Origin of the sequence: Centipeda periodontii DSM 2778 (assembly GCF_000213975.1) — a bacterium.
GTDB lineage: Bacteria > Bacillota > Negativicutes > Selenomonadales > Selenomonadaceae > Centipeda > Centipeda periodontii.
The window spans coordinates 462,173-485,686 of the sequence record NZ_GL892076.1; the positions used below are offsets into that span (position 1 = coordinate 462,173).

A 23,514-nucleotide genomic window follows, 5' to 3' on the forward strand; every position below is an offset into this window, starting at 1 on the left:
GCGCCTTATATCCCCAGCCCTAAAGGGCGGGGCTTTACGGCGCATTGGGGTAAATATTTATTCCATTTCTTCTCACTGATTTTTAGAAATGTAATAACCGAATTGGAATACCCTTGTGGATCAACAGATGTCACAAGCCGTAAAATCAGTTGAAAGCGAACGTCATCCACCTCAAATGTCTTGAGTACAAATGCCGTATGCGGATGATTAGCCTCCAGAATATAATCCGGCTGCATGAGCATATGCGGAATATACGCCGCATATCGCTCATAATCCTGCGGATGACGCTCTTTCACATGCGCAATTTGCGTATCCGTTATAATAACTTCATCCGTCACAATATGAGGATTTACGACAGAATAGATCGTACGATCAATTTTACAAATAACATGCACGCGATTTATTGTCCCCTATCATCCATTTCCCCAATAATTTCCTTCCATATATATCCCTCGCGCACGCCCGAGTCGCTGTAGAGGATATCCTCTGCATCGAACGTCTCAGCGAGGACGGAGGCGATGATCATGCCGGGGACGATATTGTGGAGGCGGTCGGGGGCGGAACGCAGGAGGACGGCAGTATCACGCTCGCTGAGTTTCCTCCCGCTGCCGAACAGGTCAATCATCACGGGCAGATGCACCGTGCGCAGGAGCCGTGGCATTTCATCGGGATAAAGGAGGCGGTGCATGCGGCTCGCACTGCTGAGTACCCCGCCCATGCCGACCATGTGACGGGCGCAAAGCGCACGTACATCGAATGCATCCTCCAAAACCGCCTCGACTGCCGCGCGGATCGCCGCGCACTCATCGGGCGTCGGGAGCAGCCCCGCAACGTGCGCTTTGGTCATCGCGAGCGAGCCGAGGGGCAGGCTCCAACGCCCCCGCATTTCGTGACCGATATAGTGAATGATCTCGGTGCTGCCGCCGCCGATGTCCGCCATGATGCCGTCCGCGTGTGCGATGCTCTGCGTCGCACCGATGAAGTCGTATGCCGCCTCCTCATCGCCGCTGATGACGCGGATAGGAACCCCCGTGCGGCGCGTGATCTCCTCCACGGCGGCGCGACTGTTCGTCGCGGAGCGCAGTGCCGCCGTCGTAAAGGCATGGACGTGTGCGATGCCGAATGTTTCGATAAAATCCGTAAACCCGCGCAGGATCTTGACGGTCTTTTCGATGCCCTCGCGCACAAGCCGTCCCTTATCAAGGTAGCCCGCGAGTCCGACGGTGTGCTTGCGCTTGAGGAGGAGGTCGAACGTCCGCCCCTCGATCTGATAGACCGCCATGCGGATGGTGTTCGAGCCGATGTCGATGATCGCGTGCAGCATAGGCTACCGCTTCAGCCCGCTGCCGGGCACGGGGATGATGACGCGATAGTTGTCGGGCATGCCGTCCGCGAAAAAGGTGCGCGCGCCCGCAAGCCCCGCCGCCGCCGTGAGCTCGGCATAGATACCGCGGCGGTTGAGCGTCTTTGCCGCCTTGAGGATGTCGCTGTCCTCGACGGCAACGGCATCGCCGCCGCTGCGGCGCAAGGCTTTCAGGATATCCTCCATGCGCGGCGGTGCACTCACGCGGATGGTCTCGGCAATGGTGCTTTTACGCGGGGTCTCGGGCAGACCATGGAACGCCTCGACAACCGGCGCGCATTTCGTGCTCTGGATACCGATGAAATGCGGCAGGCGGCCGATCTCGGCAAAGCCCTGATAGAGTCCGAGGAGAAGCGATCCGTTGCCGATCGGAACGAAAATGTAGTCGGGCACGCTGTCGTTCAGCTGGTGATAGATCTCCTGCGCCATGCTCTTGATGCCGTCGGCGAAGAGTGGGTTGTAGACGTGGGAGGCATAGTAGTCGCTGCCGAGCTCCGCACGCAGGGTGCTGCTCGCGTTCATGCGTCCGTTGGGCACGCGCACGACATCCGCGCCGTACGCCGTGATCTGCCTCACGCGCTCACCGGAGATGTCGTCGGGCACATAGACTCTGCACGCCATGCCCGCCGCCGCCGCATACGCCGCGACCGCCGCCCCCGCATTGCCCGCCGAGTCCACGGCGACGTGGTCGATACCGAGGTGGAGGAGTTCGCCGATGAGACGCTTCGCCCCGCGATCCTTGAACGATCCGGTCGGCTGGCGATCCTCCATCTTGAAGTAGTATCTGCAGCCGTCGACAACGAGCGGCAAAAGAGGCGTCTCGATCTCACCGAGGGTCACCGCCTCATGGCGATCCTCCGCGTCCATTGCGCTCTGATACAGACGAAAAAGCCCACCGCATTCACACGCGTAGGCGTGCGTTGCGACGGGATATTCCTTTTTGCAGCGCTCACAGTAGAAGTGCATAATGGATCCTCCTCTTGAGGAACCACTGATAAATTCAGCACCATCATCTTAGCGCATCTTTTTTGTCCGCTTTTCGCCCTCGATCCTCCACATAGCTTTGGCTATGCGTCCGGTTTGCCTCCTCAATCGGACGAAAAAAACTACGCCAATCTGACGGACTTCATTTTATCAGTGGTTCCTTGAACGTATGAAATCGCATCTTTGTAAGGTATTTGTTTGGCGCAAGCTCCACGCGAACGCCTCGTTACGCAGGCAATCACGTGCTTGTATGCTCAGGCTTCTTAAGGAATCCGCCGGGGCATACCGTCCGCTTAGGGGGTTTGCGCCGCCTCTCCATGTACGTCCCCCGCAACCTCATCCGTTGTGTCCTCCGTCAGGGCGTGGTTGCCGAACATGGTCGTCAGCGTCTCGCGCGTGAAACCGTAGGCGGGGCTCGAGAAGTCCTGCCGCGGGTCGTAGCGGTTCGACGGAGCGCCGAGGAGTCCGCAGACGGTATCGTACATCATATCGTTCGTAAAATACGCGTCCTTCCGTGCGGCAAGGGTCGCCGCCCGCTGCGGCAGCGTCGCGCGGTACTCCGGCGAGAGGTAGATGAAGAATGGGATGCGTACCATATCGAAGCTGAACACGTCGGGATTGTGCGAGATCTTGAGGTTTTCCCCATGATCGGAGAAATAGACCATCGCGCGGAGGTTCAGATTCTTCTCCGCATAGTTAAAGACCTCCGCGAGAATGTGATCCGTGTAGAGGATGCTGTTCGCATACGATGCCGCGCTCGTCATCGCCGACTCTCCGTCTGCGGCAACGAACTTCGCCCACTCGTCGGGATAGCGGTTGTTGTAGTAGATATGGCTGCCCATCAAATGCAGCACGATGAAGTTATTCACGTTCGGGTCAATGCGTGTGAGGTACGGGAGCAGGCTCTCGTCAAACTTTGTCGTAAAGGTGTACGAGTCGTCCGTCCACTCCGCCACATCCGCCGTCTTTGCGACCATCGTGATCGCACTGTCGAACTGCCCGTAGCGCCCCTGATTGCTGAACCAGTACGTATGATAGCCGATCTTTTTCGCCACATCGAGCAGGGAGGCCGACTCGAAAAACTCCTTGTCGTTGTACTGGCTCTTCTCGGTCAGCGCACGCTCGAGAACAGGCACCGTCTGCGTCCACGAGGAGTACGTGTTACGGTAGACGAGGAAGCCTTCACGCTCCGCCGCCATCCGCTCCATCCACGGCGTATTCTCATACGGGAACGACGGCGTATAGTAGTGCATATAGTTGCGCGATGCCGACTCTCCGATGACGAAGATCACCGTCCCGGGGGCGCGCGCAGCAAGTGTATTCTCCGCATCGATGATGAGTGACGCATATCTCTCGTCCTGATTCAGACCATACGACTGCGTTTCCTCAACATAGGTTGTCACGTCCTTGTAGAGTCCTGCAATCGAGCACTCCGGAATCAGGGCAATATGTACCCCCGCCGCAACGCACATGACGAGGACAAGGCTGCCCATACGCGAGCCCTGCGCGCTCGGATAGACGTGCTGTGCGAACAAGAGATAGCTGCGGTACGAGAGATAAATGAGCACCAGCAGCAGGAAGACAACGAACAGCGCGGGCAAAACGCCCACCGTCGACTCGATGTAGTCCCCCGCCTCGTGCCAGTTTGTGAGGTACAGCGCCATGAGGGACGCGGGACTCAGTGCGTGCCAGACCGTCATATAGTAGGCGATCTGTGTGAGCGGGATGAGCGACATGAGGAAGCCGAGCACGGCGAGCAGCACTGCCGTCAAACGTTTATGACCGAGGTGAAAGAGGACGCCGCCGAGCGCCGCGAGCACGAGCATGTTCGCTGTCCCGATCAGGAAGTCAAAGAAGATGAGCGAGCGGTACCAGTCCCGCGCATACGTCCACGTATAGAGGAGCGGGAACGTCAGGCACCAGAGCAGCCCCGGCACCATCGCCCCGATCATCGCCCGCGAGAAGAGCGGAACGCCCGTCCCATACTGCATCAGCATGAGAATGCCAAGGAGCGGAAGAAGCGCGGGAAGAAAATACTCCGCGCCCATGTCCTGCCCCATATTGATATAGCACGCGACAAGCGTCAGGAAATATGCTCCTGCCGCCGCCGCATAGCGGATCCACTCATTCGCCCGCTCCGTTGATACCTTCATATACAGCCCTACTACTCCATGATAAAGATTTCGAGATCCTGCCGCCCAAACATCAGCGCCTCCGCGTGCGTGTCAAATGCGACGTCAATGCGATAGCCGTGGATTGCACTGCCAACGTCCTCCGCAATAGCCTCCCCATAGCCGGGGATAAAGACGTGCGTGCCGAGCGGGATCACCGACGGATCGACCGCGATCACGCCGCGCCGCAGGGGCGTTCCCGTCGCCGTGCGATTGCCGTTGCCGGGATCGAACGCGCTGTACCCCGTTGCCGACACGTAGACCGCGCGCCCGCTGCCGCGGCTCACCTGTATCGTATTATGCTCCTCGGGAATCCCGAGCGCGACGGGGTCGTATTCCTCCCCGCCCGAGAGCACATGGTACGTCGCTGCGCCGCAGACGCCATCCACCGTGAGACCATGCGCCTCCTGACAGCGCTCGATCGCCGCGCGCGTCAGAGGTCCCGCGACGCCGTCCGCCGCGCCCTCAAGATAGCCCCCCTGGATGAGAAGTTCCTGCACATGCGCCACCACCGCACCGCGCATCCCCTCCTTCACGAGGATGTGCGCCGCCTCTGCGGGTGCGTGAAGGGCAAGCGGCGCCGTCACGGCAAGCGCCGTCGTCACGGTAAGTGCCCCGCGAAAGCGCCGCAGTTCCCTATGCCGCTTTGCCCTCCGAACAAGTTTTCGTGCTGCCAAAAGGAGTTTTCGTACCTGCATATCGATCGTGCTCCCTTCATTTCTTCTCTTTTTCGATAGCACTTTGATGCTCTCATCATCGATAGGAATATTTTACTATAAAGCCAGATTCCCGTCAAACGCGCGCAAGCTCGATCGTAGGCGCACGCGCAATCAGCCCGTCCTCCGCCGCATATCGGTAAAAGAGTCTGAGCCCCGCAAGCGTCGCCTCGTCCAGCTGCCAAACGACCGCGCTGCCGAGGTACTCCGTCAGCTGCGCACGCGTGAAACGCCCATCATGCGATAGCACCTCCGTGATCGCCGCATCCTTCACCGCATCCCAGCCCTCGAACGCCGCCGCGATCCGCCCATGCACCATCTCCAGTGCCGCCGGATGTGCCGCCGCAAATGTGCGCGCCGCCGCCCAGATACCGAACACCATGCGCGCGCCCGTCATCTGCTTCCACTCCCGCGCGAGATCATAGATGTAGATCCCGTCGGGCGGGTGATGGTAGAGTTCGAGCGCGTCATCCCCGATGAAAAGGGCGCCTGCCGCCCCCTCCGGCACGGGATCCTCCGGTGTGAGTGCCCGCGTTTCGTACTGCGGCGCGGCATCGTATGCACGGCGCAGGATGATCTTGAGGAGGGCGTGCGAGGACGCCGACTTATCCGAGAGCAGCACGCGCCGCGCACCAATGTTCTCTGCGGGTACGCGCGAAACGAGCAAAACGCTGCGCACATCACCGTCCGAGGCGATGCACACATCCGGCAGGATCAGCAGATCGTCCGCATGGCGCGCATACGTGATCGAGGAGACCCCCGACACATCCAGATTCTTCGCCTCGAGCCGCCCGTTCAGCTGCGCAGGCGTCGCACGCAGGATGTCCAGCCCCTGTGCCGCCCCATGCGCGAGCGCATACGTGAGCGGCAGCACATTCAAGAACGCAATATGACCCAGACGCGGTACCATGCGCATCCCCCTCTCTTTCTCTCCTCCTATTATAATCCTTCTTCGCTGAAAAATACAGTATTTTCGAAACCACTTACGGAGAATCAAATCGTTTCCGCGCAGTTGAAAATCGCCGCGTGCGCCGCTATAATAACATCATCACAAACTCCCCGAGAGAAAAGGAGCGCTTACAATGAACGAAATCGCACTGAAATACGGCTGCAACCCGAACCAGACGCCCGCACGCGTCTACGCCGAGGGCGGGCTGCCCTTCACCGTCCTGAACGGACGCCCCGGCTACATCAACCTGCTCGACGCGCTGAACAGCTGGCAGCTCGTGCGCGAACTGCGCGCGATGTCGGGGCTGCCCGCCGCCGCCTCGTTCAAGCACGTCAGTCCTGCGGGCGCGGCGCTGGGTCTCCCGCTCAGTGACGCGCTTGCGCGCGCCTGTGCCGCCGAGGGGCGCGACCTCTCGCCCGTCGCGTGTGCCTACGTGCGTGCGCGCGGTGCCGACCGCATGAGCTCCTACGGCGACTTTGCCGCCGTCTCGGACATCTGTGACGAGAGCCTCGCGGAGTTCCTGCGCGGCGAGGTGTCCGACGGCATCATCGCACCGGGGTATACCGAAAAGGCACTTGAGATCCTAAAGAGCAAGCGCAAGGGCAGCTATCTCATCCTCCAGATGGATGAGAGCTACGCGCCGCCCGCGCTGGAACGCAAGGATGTGTACGGCATCACCTTCGAGCAGCAGCGCAACGAGGTTCGGATCACAGAGGACTGCCTCACGGATCGCCCGACGGCGAACAAGGATATCCCCAACGCGGCAAAGCGCGATCTCCTGCTCGCGCTCATCACGCTGAAGTATACGCAGTCCAACTCGGTCTGCTATACAATGGATGGACAAGCGATCGGTGTTGGCGCGGGACAGCAGTCGCGCGTCCACTGCACACGCCTCGCAGGGAACAAGGCGGACATCTGGCAGCTGCGTCAGAGCCCGCAGGCGCTCGCGCTCCCCTTCCGCGATGATGTGCGCCGCCCCGACCGCGACAACGCCATCGACGTTTTTGCGGCGGGCGATGAGGACGACTACGCCCTGCTCGTCAGCGACTGGCAGCGTCTCTTTACGGCAAAACCAGCGCCCTTTACGCGTGCGGAGAAGCGTGCGTATCTCGCGACGATCAAGGGGGTTGCGCTCGGCTCGGACGCGTTCTTCCCGTTCGGCGACAACGTCGAACGCGCACACCAGAGCGGCGTCTCCTACATCGCGCAGAGCGGCGGCTCCATCCGCGACGACAACGTCATTGAGACGTGCGACAAGTACGGTATTGCAATGGCGATGACCCATATCCGCCTCTTCCATCACTGAGTGCGGCATCCTTCCCTTCAATCATACACAAGCAGCGGGCTGCTCTGCAAGGACAAAACGTTCTTCGCAGAGCAGCCTTTTTCATTTCGCCGAATCTTTTTCATAGTCCATTCTCATATATTATACTGCTGTTAAACATTTTTATTTGATTTATCTATCAGACTCGTGTTATCATTCCGTTATCTATTGTATAATAAGTTTCATTTTCTTCTCTGCAGGAGGTATCCAAAATGACCCGATCCCTCCGCCGCCTTGCCCTGCTCGGCATTACACTCAGCGCAGCATGTTTTGGAGCGCACGCCTACGCGGCTCAGACCATGACCGATACGCACAGCAGTACGACAGATATGCAGGGCATGACGAGCAGCCCCGCTGCCGACGGGATGTACGTATTCACCCTTGACGAGGTCATCGTCACGGGCTACCGCGTGGCAACGCCGCTCACCCTCTCCACCGATCCGCAACGGCCGCGTCAGCCCATCCCCGCCGCCGACGGCGTGGGCTACCTCAAGACCATCCCTGGCTTCTCCGTCGTCCGCAAGGGCGGGCTCGGCGGCGACCCGATGATGCGCGGCATGGGCGGCTCACGCATGGTGATGGACATGAACGGCGGCATGATGTCGGGCGGCTGTCCGAACCGCATGGATCCCACATCGACCTATGCGTTCCCCGAGACGTTCAGCCGCATCATCGTGAACAAGGGCCCGCAGAGTGTCCGCTACGGTGCGAGCGTCGCGGGCAGCGTCATCTTCGAGCGCGAGACGGAGCGCTTTGAAAAGCCCGGCGTGCGCGGCAGCGTCTCTGTCCTCGGCGCGTCGAACCACCGCCTTGACGAGCTGACCGATGTCGCGGCGGGCGATACAAAGGGCTACGCGCGCATCATCCAGACGCGCAGCTATGCGCGCGACTACGCGGACGGCAACGGTCACCGCATCCACTCGGGCTACGGCCGGCACAGCCTCACGGGCATCGTCGGACGCACGCCCGACCCCGATACCCTCTTCGAGGTCTCCTACGACCGCAGCCGCGGCTGGGCAAAGTACGCGCACGGCATGATGGACGGCAGCCAGTTCGACCGCGACAGCTGCGCCGTCAAATTCGAGCGCGCTCATCTCTCGCCTGTCGTGGAGAAGTTCACACTGAATTTCAACAACGATACAATCGACCACATCATGGACAACTACACGTTCCGCCCCGGCGGGATGATGGGAACGGAGGTCAAGCGCGAACAGTACGGTGTCCGTGCCGCCTTTGACCTGCGATTCTCACCGCGGACGAGCGCCGCCGTCGGCATTGACCTGCGCCGCGACGCACACAGCTTTGCCGAGGCGCACAAGCGGCGGAAGGGCTCGTTCAACAACGATATGGACATCAACAGTTTCGGCATCTTCCTTGAGTACAGCCGCGATCTCACGGAACGCAGCAGCCTGTTCACGGGGCTGCGCTACGACCGGACGGAGACAGACTATCACAACGCCCTGTTCCGCAATCCGATGGGGATGCTCACGCGCAGCCTCGTCCCCGGCAGTGCGAGCGATCATGCGGTCAGCGGCTTCATTCGCTGGGAGAACACCGCAAAGAAGCAGCCGCTCACGTTCTACGTCGGCCTCGGACACGCAGAGCGCCCCGCCGACTACTGGGAGGCGTACCACACATGGGCAGCATACAGCAACCGCGTGAACGGACAGACCGCCTCGCCCTCCGCGACGCGTCCCGCCACGGAGAAGAACACGCAGCTCGACCTCGGCTGGGTCTATACGAGCGAAAAGACGAATGCAAACCTCTCCCTTTACTACGCGCACATTGACGACTTCATCCTGCGCAAGCCGCAGATCGGCATGGGTCCCACGGCGCGCACCCCCTATGCCAATGTGGACGCGCGTCTCTACGGATTTGAGGCGGAGTACACGCGCATCGTCTCCCCGCGCTGGACGCTCGGCGCATCGCTCGCCTACACGCGCGGCGACGACCGCACGAACAATACAGCGCTCCCGCAGATCGCCCCGCTCGAGGCAACGCTTACGGCGAAGTACAGTCACAAGAAGCTGGAGACGAACGCCGTCTGGCGGCTCGTCAGCCGCCAGAACCGCTTCCACAAGGGCTACGGCAGCGTCACGGGCACGGACTACGGCCCAACGGGCGGCTTTGGCATCCTCTCCCTTAGCCTCGCCTACCGTCCCGACGAGAACCTGACGTTCTCCCTCGGTGTGGACAACCTCTTTGACAAGACCTACGCCGAGTTCGTCAACTACAGCGAGGCGGAGATCAGCGCCCTCGGCGTCGCAGGCGGCGGTCACATCACCGAACCGGGCCGCACCTTCTGGTTCAAGAGCAACTACAGATTCTGACACATATTTCCCGACGAAGCTGCCGCATCGTGCGGCGGCTTTTTTTCTTCCCCTTTTCGCTCCTCTATGCTATAATAAATCATTATTAAGAAATCGCCGATAAAATGAAGCCTGTACGATTGGCGCAGATTTTTCGTTCGGACAAGGAGACAAGCCGGACACACAGCCAGGGCTATGCATAGGATTTGCAGGCGTTGAGAGGGCGAAAAAGATACACTGAGACGGCGGTGCTGAATTTATCAGTGCTTCCTTAAAATGTGGGGGGATTGCAAATGAACACATATCGCACACTCTTCGCCGTGCTGACACTCGTGCTCTTCCTTGCCTTTCCTGTGTCAGCGGCGACACCGCCGCTGCCGAGCACACCGCCCCTCGTGCCCCCCATAAAAACTGAAGGCAACAACAAGGACGTGCGCCGTGCCTACTACCGCGTCGGCAATACCGAGATCAAGGCAACCATCTCGCAGATGGGCGGGCAGCAGCATTTCACCCTCTGGGAGGGCAAAACGAACGTCTTTCACTTCAGCGCTCCGACGAGCAAACTGTTCTACGGCGACATGGGCGCCTTTACGAGCGGCGGGCAGACATTCTTTTACTACTATGCCAACACGCGCATCGGATGGCGCGCACCGGGCGCACCGCCTGCCTCCGGGCACGGCATCGTCGTCGGCAAGTCTCCTGTCGACGGCACCTATCGCATCTATGTGGACAGTGCCGACTACTACCACCCGAACACCGACGATTTTCAGCTTGCCATCGGTCTCGTCCAGATGCGTGAAAACGAGCGATTCATCGCGCTCTATTTCGGTCCTGAGCTATTTTCCGACTTCGGCGGCGTAACGGCACGGTACCAGCTCACGTACAACCCAGCTGCCGACAGCTTCGTCTACGAAGAACGATAAATGATTTTAATGAACAACACGGGGAGGTGATTGGTCGTGATCGAAGCGGCCAAGACATTCGAGGAATACATCAAAAAGGAAAACATCACGGGCTTTCAGATCCGTGAGGCGGGCGATGACCGCAATACCGTAATCTTTGAGAGCGAGATCGAGGTTGAGGAACGGCGGCTGCCCATTGCCGTCATCATCGACTCTACGGCGTACGCCACCATCCGCATCCGCCTCGCACAGAACGCCGTCGACGACACGAACGCCATGCTCCTCATGGGCTGGCTCATGCGGCAGAACCAAGACAGCCGCCTCATCAAGTTCTACCTCACCTCCGACACCGCTATCCTCGCCGACGTCGTTGTCCCACATAGTCCCGAGGAGTTTGATCCTGAGGTCATGGTCAGCGTCCTCCGCGTCTTTATCCGCGACATCACAAAGCTCATGCCGGATCTTGCCATACTCCTCCCCGAGGAGTGAGGCACGCGTTTGACAAAGCGCCTCAAATCTGCTATCATAGCAACCATCGCGGGCATAGTTCATCGGTAGAATGAAAGCTTCCCAAGCTTTAGAGGTGGGTTCGATTCCCATTGCCCGCTCCATATGAGCACTCAGCACTGTCAGGAAAGATAGTGCTTTTTTGTTTTTTAACACTTTTGTTTTTCTGTTTATAAACAGTTTTTGTGGTTATAAACAAAATTTTATGTTATACTATCCTCATAGGAGGAGATTTTATAATGGATTCTATCAAAATACTCCGTATACGGTATGAGAATATCCCGCTGTTTCACGATGGCTGCTTTGAGTTTAGCCTTATGGCAGAAGATCGTGTTTCTGACCCTACACAGGTGTTTCAGCTCCGCAAAAATCTCTATACGCAGAAACTTATCGGACTTGCTGGGATTAACGCCTCTGGTAAAACATCTGCACTCAAGCTTATTTATTTTGCCATGTCCATTCTCCTAAATCGCAAAAGTCTTAACGAAATTCCCTATGGCTCTGAGCTTCTGCAAGACGGAACAACCCTCATATTGGATTTCTGTTATCAGAACATGCGTTACGAACTACGCTCTACTATCGGGAGAGCAACGCTCTCTCACGACGTAGATATAGAATTTTACTTCAAAGAAGAATTTCTATTCAAAAAAACTCTTGCATCTATGAAATCGAAGAAAGATCTATTTCATTTTGATGACATAGAGCCTATGATTCGTCGCTCAAGATTACCATCGGCGACTCTCGATTTTCTTAAGGATGATGATAGTGTAGTAACCGGGATCATCCGTAGTCAATCATCCCCCCTAAGATCGTTAATTGGCGCTGTAAACATCAACTTCTGGCGACCAAACGAGTCTCCTGCCACTGAAATTCTTCACGCTTTTGATGCAAATCTGGATGAACTCACGGTTTCGATGACAGATAATAATGTCACATATACCATAAAATTCAAAAACGCGCCGCGGCGATTAAAAATCGAGACTGCATGGGGACTGACCAATTTCATCTCCTCCGGCACCATCAAGGGGCACAATCTCATGGCATACATTGAGGATGTCCTCCAAACGGGTGGATATCTCATTGTTGATGAGCTTGAGAACCACATGAATAAAGAACTTGTGCGTATGATTATGAACATCTTCAAAAATGAGCGCATCAACAAGCACGGCGCATGCCTGATTTTCTCCACACACTATGCAGAAATCCTTGATTTTATGGATCGCAAGGATAACATCTACATCACGCGCCGCAATCAGACAGATGCCTCGATCGAGCTGCTGAACTACGCATCCGAGGTCAAACGTAACGATGTCAAGAAGAGTGATGTAATCCTCTCGAACTATATTGAGGGAACAGCTCCGTCCTACGAGAGTATTCAGGCGTTGGAGGACTATCTATGCAGCAAGATGGGTTAAACTTCGATCACCTGAAAGAAGAATATGTCATCTGTATCTGCGAGGGCGCAGCAGAGCAGGCAATCATCGAATTGCTGCTCGACCATAACAGCCTCGTATTTGCTCATGATAATCTGGTTGGAAGAGAAGTCACCCGCAAGCGAAAGTCCTCTGAGATTCAGTCCTCCTTTCTGAATCGAGCATACCAACGGCGTGTGAATATCCTGCGGATTCTGGATTCCAAAAAGGATTCCTTCAAACTCCCATTCCTCTATGCAGAACGCTATCCTGTGCATAACATCTACACACGCCCAGAAATTGAGATACTGCTGATTATCGCCGAAGGGCAAGTCGAAAAGTATCTACAAAAAGACAAGACGCGCTATAAGCCCAGCTCCTATTGCGCAGAGATCCTCTTTCCGGGCGAGCACATCAAAAGCCGCGAATTTATACAAGACTACTTCGCGGATATTAACAAACTGCACAACGCCATTCGTCTCTATCATGAACAAGCAGGAAAGCGAGGTGAAGCGAATTTATTTCACCTACTATCCAAGTCATTTATATGGACACCGTAATCCGTTATTGGGATTCAGAGCCGCCAAATAGACGGCTCTTTTTGTTATGCTCTGGCAAGTGCCCGCTTTTGGCAGTCCATGCAGAGCATCCGATGGTATCTGCTCTCGGAGAATGCCCGTACCTTATCGGTCAGCTTTATGCCGCACTCCTCACAGTAAGATGCAGCACCCGCAGCGGAGCGTTCCTGCTTCCGTGGAATCGCAACAGCGCGACTCTTTGCCGTCGTTTTGATCGGAGTGGTTTTTCTTGAGGGGTCAACGGACGTACTCTCATCCGTGCGAGTGTCTGCCTCGGGATCGTCGCCTGTGCTGATGGATAGACTGAGCATATAGGCGTATTTAACGGCTGCGGTCTGCGCCTTCATCACCGCCTTATCGCCGCTGTCCTGCCCGCTCCCAAGCCCCGTAATGAGCACACTCTCGTCCGAATCACGGTCGATCAGCGTGATATTCACCTTCACCGTCGCAAGGTGCTCGATATTGCCCTTTGCCGTCTTAACCTCTTCCAATCTGATAAGCTCAGGAATAACGAGCGATGCAAGCCCCTGCTCCACCAGTGCAGCGTTCACTTTGCTCAGAACATCGGCACTCGTCGCGTAGGTGTATCCGTGAAAGCTGTTCGTTCCATTTTTTGCGATATGACTGCACTCGCGCATGACCGCAATCATTTTTGCCGCAATTTTCTTCATTACATATTCCTCCCAAAAATCCCCCTGTACCATACACGGCACAGGGGATTCATCCATTACTGAATCTGAATGTTATTGTACTCCATCAGCGTAATCCCCGGCAGGAGCACACCCTGCCGCAGCGCATCTTTCAATCCTTGCTTGTCCACCTTATCCGGCACAGGAATCAAATACGCCGCAGGAATGACAGCCCCTTCATCAATATGGATTCTCTGGCTCTTGCGCCAACCAATAGAGAACTCCTTGTCCTGAATCTTCTCCCCGTGGAGACAATCGGACAAGTACTGCTTGAGGCTGTCCGCCTTATTCTTCGCCGCCGTCTTACGCGCAGCGAAGGTCTTTTCCTCCTCTTCGTAGGCACGCGCGTCGGCGAGCAGGTTCTTAATCCAACAGGCAATGTTGCGGATTTTCTGCCGCCGCTCCATCTGAAGCCCATGAAGCCGCTCCACATCAATGATTTCACCCGTTTTCAGATCAATGCAGGAAAGAATATCCTCTTGGATTTCATACAATGCACTCATATTTCCACTCCCTCCTATGCGACAGGACGCATCTCATCAAGATAAGCGACCTGCTCATACGCTGCTCCTTCACGCGCACTGGTCTGAATTTCCTGCGGAAAATCAAGCGTCAAACCACCGGCGATATTGCCGTAGGCAACATCCTCCATGCGGAGTTCCTTCACGATATTACGCAGCCCCTTCGACAAGACAAGCGTCTGCACAGGGCTAAGGGTCAATACCGTACGGTCAGAACCCGTTCCATTCGTCAGGCTCAGCACAATCGAACCTGATGATGTATAGACCTCCCCGCTCAGATCAGAGAATGCCAAACAGAAATGATGATAATGTGACATAAAATCCTCCATTCATAAAAATGGCACCGCCCCACAAAGAGGAAGGTGCTCATATCCTACTACGCCCGCGCCAATCGCTTTCGCAGAGGTGTGACGTTATGTTCCTGTACGGCAATGCGCTGCGGCACAGGCAGGGCTAACAGTTCCCCACCAATGCGCTCCAACTCTGTCGCACGCTCGTAGCTGTCTGCAAGTTTGCTCGCTGCCGTCACCGCATTGATAAGCCCATAACGACTGTTATCCCCGCCCATAAAGAGCTGACGCAGGACATCACCGCGCTCATTCTGCGTGAGGAGGAAACGATCTGCCAGCTCCTCGACCGCCTGCACAGGATTATCCGCAAGCGGAATCTCCATTGCGTCACGCATCTTGTCTACGGTCAGATGGAATTTCGCAGCATCCACGGCACAACGCACGGTGTCTTGTACCTTCATAAAGAATGCCTTATCATCCTGCGCCAGTGTTTCATCGGAGTACAGTTCATAGGCGGCATCGTCCTCTGGTGCGACCTGCCGCCCGACATGATACTTCTTCTGTGCGAAGTCCTTGACGATCAGCCCATTCTTACAGACAAGGCGATAGATCAGCGGCTCGACCTTCAGACTGCTAAGCCCGACCTCACTGTTGGACACGACAAAGCCCGCCTGTACAACATCACCGACACCGACCTCGGCTTTCAGCTTCTTGTTGACGACCTTAGAGGTGCGATTCCGTGACCTCACAGCTCATAATCGTCGCGTCCTTCATCTCCTGAATCACGGGCAGCACCGCCGTGCAGAGTTCCAGATTGTCCAGACGGCGATAGCGATCGGAGAGAAATGCGCGCACATTGCCGTCCAGTACACGAATCATCCGACGCTCAGGTGACTGTCGAAACCATCCGTTGACATTCTCATCGAGGAGTGCCGGATATTCCCTCTGCATCTTCTGATAGTAGCGGTAGGGGATTTGCAGACGCGCAGCGATCTGCTGATGGGCAGTTTCGCCAATCGTGTACTCCTGCGTGTCATCGCCAAGAGCGATGAGGAAACGACCGCCCAGAGCGGACGAATCCATCGCGAGCGACCGCGTATCTGAGATAAAATCCTTCCGCGCCTCGCGCTGACGCGAGAGCTCCTGCCCGAGTTCCTGTAACGTACGACCTTGCTTCATGTTGATTACCTCCTATAAAGACAGAAAATCCCCCATAGCCGCGCGGCTATGGGGGAAAGTAGCTATATGTTTCTTTTACCAAGTGACGTTTTTATATTCGTCCGTCACCTCTTCGGTCATAATATATTTGAGGATGCTCGTCATACCAAAAGGTTCTGCCATCTGCCCCACAAGCAGCTTTAGCATTGGCACTTTGTGTAGTACAAACTCCCCCAATCATCAACCCCATCAGAACAGCAACAAACGTCCCCTCATATATAGAGAGATCTCCTTTCTCACTACCTCATGTATGGGCGTCCAGTATAGTTTAGGCAAAACTTGAGAACTGCCTGTACATATGCATGGGTTACCGGCGAACAGCTTGTTGTCGAGTTAATGGTACAAAGCCATCTTCCATAAGCATCCGTTGTAAATTCGTAGAGACAATACTTTTCCCATTCGTATATGATAACAGCAAAGTTGCGTCCCGACGAATTATCTTGCTTCCAGATAATAGAAGATTCATCTACCGTAATACGCATCCCTTTTTCGTCATATACTCTCGTCATTGCTTCTGCAGAATGCCCAAGACCAAATCCAACGAGTATGGACACTGCTGTTAAAAGAGTCACAAACACTCCCTTCAAAATCAGATCCCTAGATTGAAGCCGCCTCTGCATTTCCGGTTGCACCTGCAATCAGAGCCCCCAGCAACAATGCAAATATGAAAGAGAGCCCCCTTTCCCCAACCAATATTTCTTTCACCTCCATTCCTAATTCACTTATTCAAAGTAGACAAGGATGAAATTGGCAACATTCCATTCAGCCCCATCTTTCATGGTTACACCACGAAGGATATTGTCATATCCCATTCTCAAATACAGCGTGTTATGTGTTCCCTTAACCCCTTCAGAATTATAGTTTTGAGCATACCACGTTTTAGATACTCCTGTGGTTTTGTTGTAGACTTGGGCATGACCTGCAATATACCATCCATTTTGAGGATCCATATACTCGTAGTCTTTTCCGAGTGAGTCTACGTCAACAAGATACTTATTCTGCACATCGACCCAATGTTCCGCATGAGTTGTATTGTTCATGACAAACAGTGCGACTGCCATAAATGCAGTCGCCATAAACACCTTGAATATCCTCATAACAAAACAGCTCCTTTCCCTAAGAACATTCAGACTCTCCATATACATAGTATAAGTTGACTAGTTCGAAGTTTTTCCACAGTTTCCGCAGAAAAGATCCTCCGTAGCCATAGGTGCTCCGCAATGTCCGCAATATTTTACAGCGGGTTTGGTGTCATTTTTAGCACCTATAGAATCCGACAACAAGGATTCACCCTTATTCATCTCACTCGTAGAAAGGGTATTTATAGGCTCTTCCGATATAGGGTTATCTGAGGAACCCCTTTGTACATTACTGTCCTCTGATTGTGCATTTTCATTACTGCTCCCTCTATTCAAGAGATATCCTATACCAACAATTACGGCCAGTGTTATCTCCCAATGGTTTATTAAAAATCTAAAAACCGATCTAAGCAGTAAAAATGGTATAAGGAGAATAATAATAGCAATAAACCCAGCCCAAACAAATATACTTAAATAGGCGCTCAAATAACCATTTACCCCATCAAAAGAAACTACAGTTTTCCCTTCTTTCATTTTCATTCTCTCATTTTTGCATCATATCTCTCCCCTACACATTGTGAGTGATATAGACGAAGAAAAAACGTTCCCAGGTCGCTCGCTGAAGTATAATTCTCACGCCCTTCTCGTATTGCGGCCATATCCATCATTTTGCGCTTCAGTTGTGTGTCTTTATAGCCGTTCACTACAAGATAGCGATTAACATCCGCTACACCAATCATATACAAGAGCCGTCCAAAAGGACGGCTCTTTTTGTATGCTGATGCATTTTGCAATTGACCGCTCATAAACTCTACACCGATCTGACGGGCTTCATGTTATCCGCGACGCCCTTTGCAGCTATTTGTCGGTCAATGCCTTGTTCACGATCCCCATGCTTTCCAAACGATTCATTTCCACATCGTTGATCGTGACCGCGCCAAGTTCAAATGTCGTGTCTGAGAGGATGATGAATTGAACGCAGCACTCAGCCTCTTTGTTGTTCCAAGTGCAGTCACCCACAAACTCAACAACACGCTTCCCGTCCGTGGACTCAAATGACTTCCATTTAGTATTGCCAAAGAAGTTATCGAAGGCTTTGCCGATCTTCACGTCCGGCGCCATCTGCAAGGTTCCGCCCTTCACAAGCGTGACGTATTTATCGTCTCCGCAGCCCGAGGTCACCAGCAGCGACATCAGAATCAACAAGAGTGCCAGAAATCTTCTCATCTGCATGTTCATCATCTCCCTATTTCTCATATACAAGAGAATCTTCACCATACGCAAAGACAACACTTCCTAAACAATTCCTCCGACAACATCAGCAAACCATCTCCGATAATTGTGAAAGGTTATTATTCATTAGAATTATATCATAATTATGTTAATTTTCACAATATCTATCATAGAAAAATTTGACACGCCTTGCAAAAAAATATCCTTCAAAAAGAATGCTCTTCTTGAAGGATATTTTCATCTATGAGTCAGCAAAAATGTGAGCCCTAATGCCTATCCCCTGTACGCCAGCGGATCCTCGCCATACCGGTTGGGACCGTCATCCCCCTTCTTCACCCAGAGATAAAGGCCGACGACGAGGTTCACGAGCGGCACGAGGAGGAGCAGCGAGAACCAGCCGGATTTGCCCAGATCGTGCCAACGGCGGATCATCAGCATGACGGACACAACACACAGGGCGAGGACAACAACGAGCAGCACGAGGGACACGAGATTCAACGCCAGCGAGCTACTCTCTGCCATCACGCCCATCACATTGGACAAAATCGACGAGGTGATCCCCACTAGGAGTCCGCGCAGGATATACGGCTTGCGGTTGAGACGCCCATGGTAGGTGAGGAACATCTCACGGATCCCCTCCGATCGGGGCTGCGGCGCGCCCCCGCCCCCATAGGGCGGCTGATACGGCGGAGGAGACTGCGGTGCTCCACCATAGCCGGGCGACTGCTGCCCTCCGCCGTAGACGGGCGGCGGCGGGAACTGCTGCGGGGCGTTCTGTCCCGCGCCATAGGCACCGCCCTGCTGGGGCGCAGGCGGGGAAGCGGGCTTTTCCAGGGAGACGGTCTTCGACCCGCAGTTCGGGCAGAACTTCTGTCCTGCATCGAGCTGGCTGCCGCAATTTCCACAGAATGACATGATGATTCCTCCTTATGAAATAATCCGATATTCCGACGAAATCATAACATATAAAACTCATTTTGTATAGACTGTCAACGCGAAGCATCGTCCGGGAGCAAACTCCGCCTATCCCCTGTACGTGAGCGGATCCTCTCCGTACGCATTCGGCCCTGCGGTTCCCGGTGCCGCCCACAGATAGATCTCGACGAAGAAGTTCACGACGGGGATCAGCGAGAGCAGTGTGAACCAGCCGGATTTGCCCAGATCATGCCAGCGGCGGATGGTCAGCATAACGGAGGGAACGCACAGGGCGAGGACGGCGAGGTAGAGCGCGAAGGCGACGAGAAGCGCCACCGACGAGCGACTATCTCCCAACACGTCCCCCACGACATTCAGAACGACCATGAGAAACCAGATGCCGATGCTGTACAGGATGTACGGCTTGCGGTTGAGGCGTCCCTGATAGGTAAGGAGCATCGCGCGGAGATCCTCGGGCTGCGGCGCGCCCCCGCCCCCATAGGGCGGCTGATACGGATACGGCGGCTGCTGCCCTCCGCCATAGCCGGGCTGCTGCTGTCCACCAATGCCGGGCGGCGGCGGGAACGAGGCAGGACTCTGCTGCGGGGCGTTCTGCCCTGCGCCATAGGCGCCGCCCTGCTGCGCGGCAGGAGAGGCAGCGGGCTTTTCCAGGGAGACGATCTTCGTCCCGCATCCCGGACAGAAGCGCGCGCCATCGGCAAGCTGTTTGCCGCAGTTTCCACAGAATGACATGATGATTCCTCCTTATGAAATAATCCTATTCCGGCCAAAATCATAACATAGAAATCCTATTTTGTATAGGAATCGCCGCTAAAATGACAAAAGAGGCTGTTGTACGAGGTCATTGGCTCGTACAACAGCCCTTTAGGAAGCACTATCTCAATGTCACATCGAATTCCCCAATCAGCCAGCGACCGTCGCTCTGGAGGAGGGTCGCCCTGCCTGAGAACGACTGCTGCGAGATACGCCCGTTGATCTTGTCCTTGGAGTCGAGCTGATAGCTGACGACGACTTGGGCGGGGGTCTCGGAGACGATCCGTATGTTGCTCACTTCATTGGAGACGGTCGTGGTGTAGCCCTGTGAGAACGATTCATACGTGCCCAGCTGGTTCTGCATCTCCCATGTCAGGGTGTTGTACGCCGCCGACGTCCTGCCGGCAGCCAGATTCTGATAGTAGCCCACCAGCGTATTGACTGCCTCCTGCGTGCTCCGGTTCTGCCCGGATGCCTCGCTGATGGCAGCTGTGCCCGCAGCTACTGCGCCACCTGCGACCATCGCTCCGCCGGCTCTGGCGAGACCCGAGCCTCTGCCCGCAGACGGTACAACGCTACCGGAGGATGCGCCCTGTTTACTGCCCGTTGCAGCACCGGCGGCGGCTCTGATTCCCTGCTCCACAACCTCCCCCGCCACCTCTTTCTTGACGGCTTTGACGAGTCCGGAAGGGAGCTTGCAGCCCGAGAGGGAAAAGACGAGCATGACCGCCAGCAGACAGGCAGTCGGGCGTAACAAATTCATCTTGTTTGCCTCCTATCTTGCAGATGATCCACAGGGGTAATTAATGTTATTAATATTCGCCGAAATATTCTTGTTCCCTTCTTGGAAAGCACTAATATTTTCATCATTGCTTCCCATTTCCTAGGATTAAGGTATCAGACCATGCGTCAGTTTTGCCCTGATGATCCGGCGTACAGATTCATTAATCCGCTCCTCGCTGATCTGTCCGCTCTGCACAGCGTCGTATATCCCCATATAGGCATCCTCGGCATGCGCGAGTTCATGACAGACCAGCACGATATCCGCGCCTGCCTCGACCGCCCTCTGTCCCGTTGCGCGGAATGTGAGATGATTTGCCACCGCGCCCATCTCGAGGTCGTCTGTGATGACAAGCCCCTCATAGCCCAGCTCGGAGCGGAGCAGATCCGTAGTGATCGCACGGGAGAGGCTCGCAGGATTCTCTCCGTCAAGCGCGGGATATTGGAGATGTCCCACCATGACCATATAGTCGAGATCCTTCCCCCTGCCCGTCTCCTCGATCATGCCTCGGAACGGCACGAGATCGGTTTTCTGCAGCTCCTCTTCGCCCGCCTCGATGGAGGAAATCTCCTCGTGGGAGTCCACCGTGCCCCTGCCTATACCGGGAAAATGCTTGAGCGCATAGATCATCCCTGCGGAGCGATACCCGTTCCCTGCCGCTCGGACGCATGCAAGCACCTCATGCGGATCCGTACTGTAGGAGCGTCCATCCGGCGCGCCCACATCGGCAACGGGGGCAAAATTCACATTGATCCCGAGGGACATGAGATCCCCCGCCACGGAGGCGGCGAAGCGTTCGGCAGCGGCAGCCCCCTCCTGCCCTACCTCCTGTGCCGCAGGGGGCGCAGGGATGAAACTCTCGCCACGCACCACCGCGCCGCCCTCCTCGTCAATGGCGATAAAGAGGGGCAGCTCCTCGTCCGCATGGGACTGGATGTCCGAGATGAGCCGCCTCGTCTGCTCCTCTGAGTCCAGATTCCTGTCAAATAGGATGATCCCGCCATAGTGGAACTGATGCAGGACATAGCGGGCATCATCGTCCAGCGTTCTCCCCGGGATGCCGACCATCACCATCTGCCCGATCCGCTCCGTGACGGACATGGAGGACAGGATCTCCTCCACCTGCTCGTCTATGGTCAGCCCGCGCAGGTCGTGCTTTGCTGCGGCCACCTTTTCATGATCGGTCTTGTGCGCCCTGATGGCATAGAGAGAACCGCCGAGGATGGCGAGCAGGAAGAGCACTGCGCCCAATATGCCAACAGCGGCTTTGTATTTCTTTCTCATAAACCCCCTCCGAGATGTATCTGTCAAAAACATGAAAAAAAGCTACACTTTCATTATAACACAGGAGGGCAAAAGGAGATACCCCGATTCGCCCAAGAATGCAGCGGCTTATTATTTCATCATGCAGTCTTATCTTGCCTTTTTTCGTATTCTACTATATGATGAAGGTATTAAATTGTACGAATTTCCAGAAAGGAGCATTTTCATGAAACTCATCGACCGCCTCCTCCCCATGACAGCGCGTGACGCAGGAGGGTAGATGCGCCGCAATATCCTGCACGCTGTCAGCGCCGCACTCTTCATCCTCACCGTACTTATCTCGCCGCAGATCGGCATAGATGCCGCGCCCGCCCTCGGGCAAACTGCTGCCGCCGCAGACATGCGCACGCAGGAACAGCCCCCCCTACTCGAAGATGTACTACAACTATGCCCCGCCGACGGATGAGTTTATCGCGGGTCTCGCCGCCGAACAAGGTGTCGCCTATACCCCGGGCAAGAAGGGTGAGGCACGTTTTTATGCCGACGACGGCCGCCCGATCTACCCGAGCAACGACGGCGCAGTCGGTGTGATTGTGACGGTCACGCTCCCTGCGGGCGATCTGCTGACACGCTACGGGAAGCCGACGGGTCGCTATGTCTCGCCCGACGGCATGACGTTCGAGCAGCGGGCACTGCCGAGCACGACGAGTGAGGGCGACTTCCACGTCTACTGCGTTGAGCGTCCCATCGATGGTGTGCAGAAAGGGAAGATCGCTCCGTGGTTCGGACGCACAGGCGGCGGCATCCAGTACAAGCTCCCCGACCGCATCGTGAATCTGATGGAGGCGTCCATGCTGCGTGAGGTGGACTTGGCCGAGGAGAACGAGGCTGCATAATCCACGCAGGTCGTAGAGCGAACCTTTCGATTACACTTTTTTCTTGCATTTCCCCCCTCCCTGTTTCTATAATGCAGATAAATATCTGCACAGACGGGGAGGTTTTTCTATGAGAATTCCAATGCGTCAATATATGGCGCTGCTCGGCATCACGATTGCCGCATTTATCTTTAACACATCCGAGTTCATACCGATCGCACTGCTCATCGATATCTCGGAGTCGTTCTCCATGACGGAGGCGGCGACGGGGCAGATGATCACGATCTATGCGTGGGTGGTTGCTCTGCTCTCGCTGCCGCTCATGCTGCTGACCTGCCGCATGGAGCTGAAACGGCTCCTGCTCATGATGGTCGCGCTCTTTGGGCTCGGACAGCTCGCCATCGTCCCGCGCGACGCATCGACCGTCGCGACGGCGATCTACTCGGGCATCTTCAACCTCGCCCACATCGGCTACATCGGCGCGGCGATTGCCGCCGTCGCTGCCCTGCTCTGCCGCTACGTCTACGTGAAAGACGTGCAGGGGAGATAACTCATACACGAAAAACCCCGCCGCATTCGAAACATACCGAACGCGACGGGGTTTTTTCGAGGGGAGCAATGATAAATCCAGCACCATCATTTTGGCGCATCTTTTTTGCCC

General features: G+C 55.5%; 27 protein-coding genes, 1 tRNA gene and 1 pseudogene. 10 read left to right on the forward strand and 19 right to left on the reverse strand.

What is annotated here, in order from left to right; translation table 11 throughout:
* Positions 1-5: 5 nt before the first annotated feature.
* From HMPREF9081_RS02005 to HMPREF9081_RS02030, 6 genes are all read right to left on the reverse strand, one after another.
* Positions 6-395 (reverse strand): PBECR2 nuclease fold domain-containing protein, encoded by a 390-nt coding sequence (locus tag HMPREF9081_RS02005; protein ID WP_040394263.1) that lies wholly within the window; start codon positions 393-395, stop codon positions 6-8.
* 5 nt (positions 396-400) lie between these two features.
* On the reverse strand, positions 401-1,324 hold the full coding sequence (locus tag HMPREF9081_RS02010; RefSeq protein WP_006305251.1) for a Ppx/GppA phosphatase family protein: 924 nt from the start codon (positions 1,322-1,324) through the stop codon (positions 401-403).
* Positions 1,325-1,327: 3 nt separating this feature from the next.
* Positions 1,328-2,329, reverse strand: coding sequence for a pyridoxal-phosphate dependent enzyme (locus tag HMPREF9081_RS02015; RefSeq protein ID WP_006305252.1), 1,002 nt, complete (start codon positions 2,327-2,329; stop codon positions 1,328-1,330).
* A 311-nt stretch (positions 2,330-2,640) separates the two neighbouring features.
* Entirely contained in the window at positions 2,641-4,500 is a 1,860-nt protein-coding gene (locus tag HMPREF9081_RS02020) for a phosphoethanolamine transferase (protein WP_006305253.1), read from the reverse strand.
* An 11-nt stretch (positions 4,501-4,511) separates the two neighbouring features.
* On the reverse strand, positions 4,512-5,216 hold the full coding sequence (locus HMPREF9081_RS02025) for a 3D domain-containing protein (RefSeq protein ID WP_006305254.1): 705 nt from the start codon (positions 5,214-5,216) through the stop codon (positions 4,512-4,514).
* 94 nt (positions 5,217-5,310) lie between these two features.
* On the reverse strand, positions 5,311-6,144 hold the full coding sequence (locus HMPREF9081_RS02030) for a menaquinone biosynthesis protein (RefSeq protein WP_040394266.1): 834 nt from the start codon (positions 6,142-6,144) through the stop codon (positions 5,311-5,313).
* Positions 6,145-6,316: 172 nt separating this feature from the next.
* Between HMPREF9081_RS02030 and HMPREF9081_RS02035 the strand changes: the two genes are divergently transcribed.
* From HMPREF9081_RS02035 to HMPREF9081_RS02065, 7 genes are all read left to right on the forward strand, one after another.
* Positions 6,317-7,489 carry a phosphoribosylaminoimidazolecarboxamide formyltransferase gene (locus tag HMPREF9081_RS02035; RefSeq protein WP_006305256.1) on the forward strand — a complete coding sequence of 391 codons (1,173 nt, stop codon included), beginning with the start codon at positions 6,317-6,319 and terminating at the stop codon, positions 7,487-7,489.
* Positions 7,490-7,719: 230 nt separating this feature from the next.
* Positions 7,720-9,837, forward strand: a complete 2,118-nt coding sequence (locus tag HMPREF9081_RS02040; RefSeq protein ID WP_006305257.1) for a TonB-dependent copper receptor — start codon at positions 7,720-7,722, stop codon at positions 9,835-9,837.
* A gap of 272 nt (positions 9,838-10,109) precedes the next feature.
* Complete coding sequence (locus tag HMPREF9081_RS02045; RefSeq protein WP_006305258.1) at positions 10,110-10,739, forward strand: hypothetical protein; 630 nt, start codon at positions 10,110-10,112, stop codon at positions 10,737-10,739.
* A gap of 36 nt (positions 10,740-10,775) precedes the next feature.
* The gene (locus HMPREF9081_RS02050; RefSeq protein WP_006305259.1) at positions 10,776-11,207 is read left to right on the forward strand and encodes a hypothetical protein; all 432 of its coding nucleotides are present in this window, start codon (positions 10,776-10,778) and stop codon (positions 11,205-11,207) included.
* Between the two features lie 48 nt (positions 11,208-11,255).
* A tRNA-Gly gene (locus HMPREF9081_RS02055) sits at positions 11,256-11,329 on the forward strand.
* A gap of 135 nt (positions 11,330-11,464) precedes the next feature.
* Entirely contained in the window at positions 11,465-12,640 is a 1,176-nt protein-coding gene (locus HMPREF9081_RS02060) for an AAA family ATPase (RefSeq protein ID WP_006305260.1), read from the forward strand.
* Positions 12,622-13,197: a hypothetical protein gene (locus HMPREF9081_RS02065; protein ID WP_006305261.1), complete on the forward strand. Its 576-nt coding sequence runs from the start codon at positions 12,622-12,624 to the stop codon at positions 13,195-13,197. Before HMPREF9081_RS02060 ends, HMPREF9081_RS02065 begins: the two co-directional genes overlap by 19 nt.
* 44 nt (positions 13,198-13,241) lie before the next feature.
* Here the strand turns inward: HMPREF9081_RS02065 and HMPREF9081_RS02070 are convergent, their stop codons facing one another.
* The 13 genes from HMPREF9081_RS02070 to HMPREF9081_RS02115 all read right to left on the reverse strand — a co-directional run bounded on the left by HMPREF9081_RS02070 (position 13,242) and on the right by HMPREF9081_RS02115 (position 21,999).
* Positions 13,242-13,886 carry an ERF family protein gene (locus HMPREF9081_RS02070; RefSeq protein WP_040394268.1) on the reverse strand — a complete coding sequence of 215 codons (645 nt, stop codon included), beginning with the start codon at positions 13,884-13,886 and terminating at the stop codon, positions 13,242-13,244.
* A gap of 56 nt (positions 13,887-13,942) precedes the next feature.
* Complete coding sequence (locus tag HMPREF9081_RS02075; RefSeq protein WP_006305263.1) at positions 13,943-14,407, reverse strand: siphovirus Gp157 family protein; 465 nt, start codon at positions 14,405-14,407, stop codon at positions 13,943-13,945.
* A 14-nt stretch (positions 14,408-14,421) separates the two neighbouring features.
* Complete coding sequence (locus tag HMPREF9081_RS02080; RefSeq protein ID WP_040394270.1) at positions 14,422-14,742, reverse strand: hypothetical protein; 321 nt, start codon at positions 14,740-14,742, stop codon at positions 14,422-14,424.
* 59 nt (positions 14,743-14,801) lie between these two features.
* Entirely contained in the window at positions 14,802-15,464 is a 663-nt protein-coding gene (locus HMPREF9081_RS14305) for a DUF932 domain-containing protein (protein ID WP_006305265.1), read from the reverse strand.
* Positions 15,439-15,894 carry a hypothetical protein gene (locus tag HMPREF9081_RS14310; protein ID WP_006305266.1) on the reverse strand — a complete coding sequence of 152 codons (456 nt, stop codon included), beginning with the start codon at positions 15,892-15,894 and terminating at the stop codon, positions 15,439-15,441. Before HMPREF9081_RS14310 ends, HMPREF9081_RS14305 begins: the two co-directional genes overlap by 26 nt.
* 761 nt (positions 15,895-16,655) lie before the next feature.
* Positions 16,656-17,072, reverse strand: coding sequence for a hypothetical protein (locus HMPREF9081_RS02090; protein WP_218916819.1), 417 nt, complete (start codon positions 17,070-17,072; stop codon positions 16,656-16,658).
* An 18-nt stretch (positions 17,073-17,090) separates the two neighbouring features.
* Positions 17,091-17,552 (reverse strand): zinc ribbon domain-containing protein, encoded by a 462-nt coding sequence (locus HMPREF9081_RS13765; protein ID WP_167535610.1) that lies wholly within the window; start codon positions 17,550-17,552, stop codon positions 17,091-17,093.
* On the reverse strand, positions 17,549-17,818 hold the full coding sequence (locus HMPREF9081_RS12955) for a serine hydrolase (RefSeq protein WP_083812198.1): 270 nt from the start codon (positions 17,816-17,818) through the stop codon (positions 17,549-17,551). The genes HMPREF9081_RS13765 and HMPREF9081_RS12955 overlap by 4 nt, the downstream gene beginning before the upstream one ends.
* 52 nt (positions 17,819-17,870) lie before the next feature.
* On the reverse strand, positions 17,871-18,245 hold the full coding sequence (locus HMPREF9081_RS02095; protein WP_154647275.1) for a hypothetical protein: 375 nt from the start codon (positions 18,243-18,245) through the stop codon (positions 17,871-17,873).
* Between the two features lie 273 nt (positions 18,246-18,518).
* Positions 18,519-19,160 carry a DUF805 domain-containing protein gene (locus HMPREF9081_RS12710; protein ID WP_006305269.1) on the reverse strand — a complete coding sequence of 214 codons (642 nt, stop codon included), beginning with the start codon at positions 19,158-19,160 and terminating at the stop codon, positions 18,519-18,521.
* A 108-nt stretch (positions 19,161-19,268) separates the two neighbouring features.
* Positions 19,269-19,913, reverse strand: coding sequence for a DUF805 domain-containing protein (locus HMPREF9081_RS13575; protein WP_006305270.1), 645 nt, complete (start codon positions 19,911-19,913; stop codon positions 19,269-19,271).
* A gap of 142 nt (positions 19,914-20,055) precedes the next feature.
* Positions 20,056-20,697, reverse strand: coding sequence for a hypothetical protein (locus HMPREF9081_RS02110; protein WP_006305271.1), 642 nt, complete (start codon positions 20,695-20,697; stop codon positions 20,056-20,058).
* A gap of 126 nt (positions 20,698-20,823) precedes the next feature.
* Complete coding sequence (locus HMPREF9081_RS02115) at positions 20,824-21,999, reverse strand: glycoside hydrolase family 3 N-terminal domain-containing protein (protein ID WP_040394276.1); 1,176 nt, start codon at positions 21,997-21,999, stop codon at positions 20,824-20,826.
* Between the two features lie 259 nt (positions 22,000-22,258).
* On the opposite strand from HMPREF9081_RS02115, the gene HMPREF9081_RS14315 reads away from it, so the two are divergent.
* The 3 genes and pseudogenes from HMPREF9081_RS14315 to HMPREF9081_RS02130 form a co-directional block, all read left to right on the forward strand.
* Positions 22,259-22,444, forward strand: coding sequence for a hypothetical protein (locus HMPREF9081_RS14315; RefSeq protein ID WP_006305277.1), 186 nt, complete (start codon positions 22,259-22,261; stop codon positions 22,442-22,444).
* Positions 22,413-22,874, forward strand: a complete 462-nt coding sequence (locus HMPREF9081_RS02125) for a TNT domain-containing protein (RefSeq protein WP_006305278.1) — start codon at positions 22,413-22,415, stop codon at positions 22,872-22,874. Before HMPREF9081_RS14315 ends, HMPREF9081_RS02125 begins: the two co-directional genes overlap by 32 nt.
* Positions 22,875-22,983: 109 nt before the next feature.
* A pseudogene (locus tag HMPREF9081_RS02130) lies at positions 22,984-23,250 on the forward strand (sugar transporter); the annotation flags it as partial.
* Positions 23,251-23,514 lie beyond the last annotated feature (264 nt).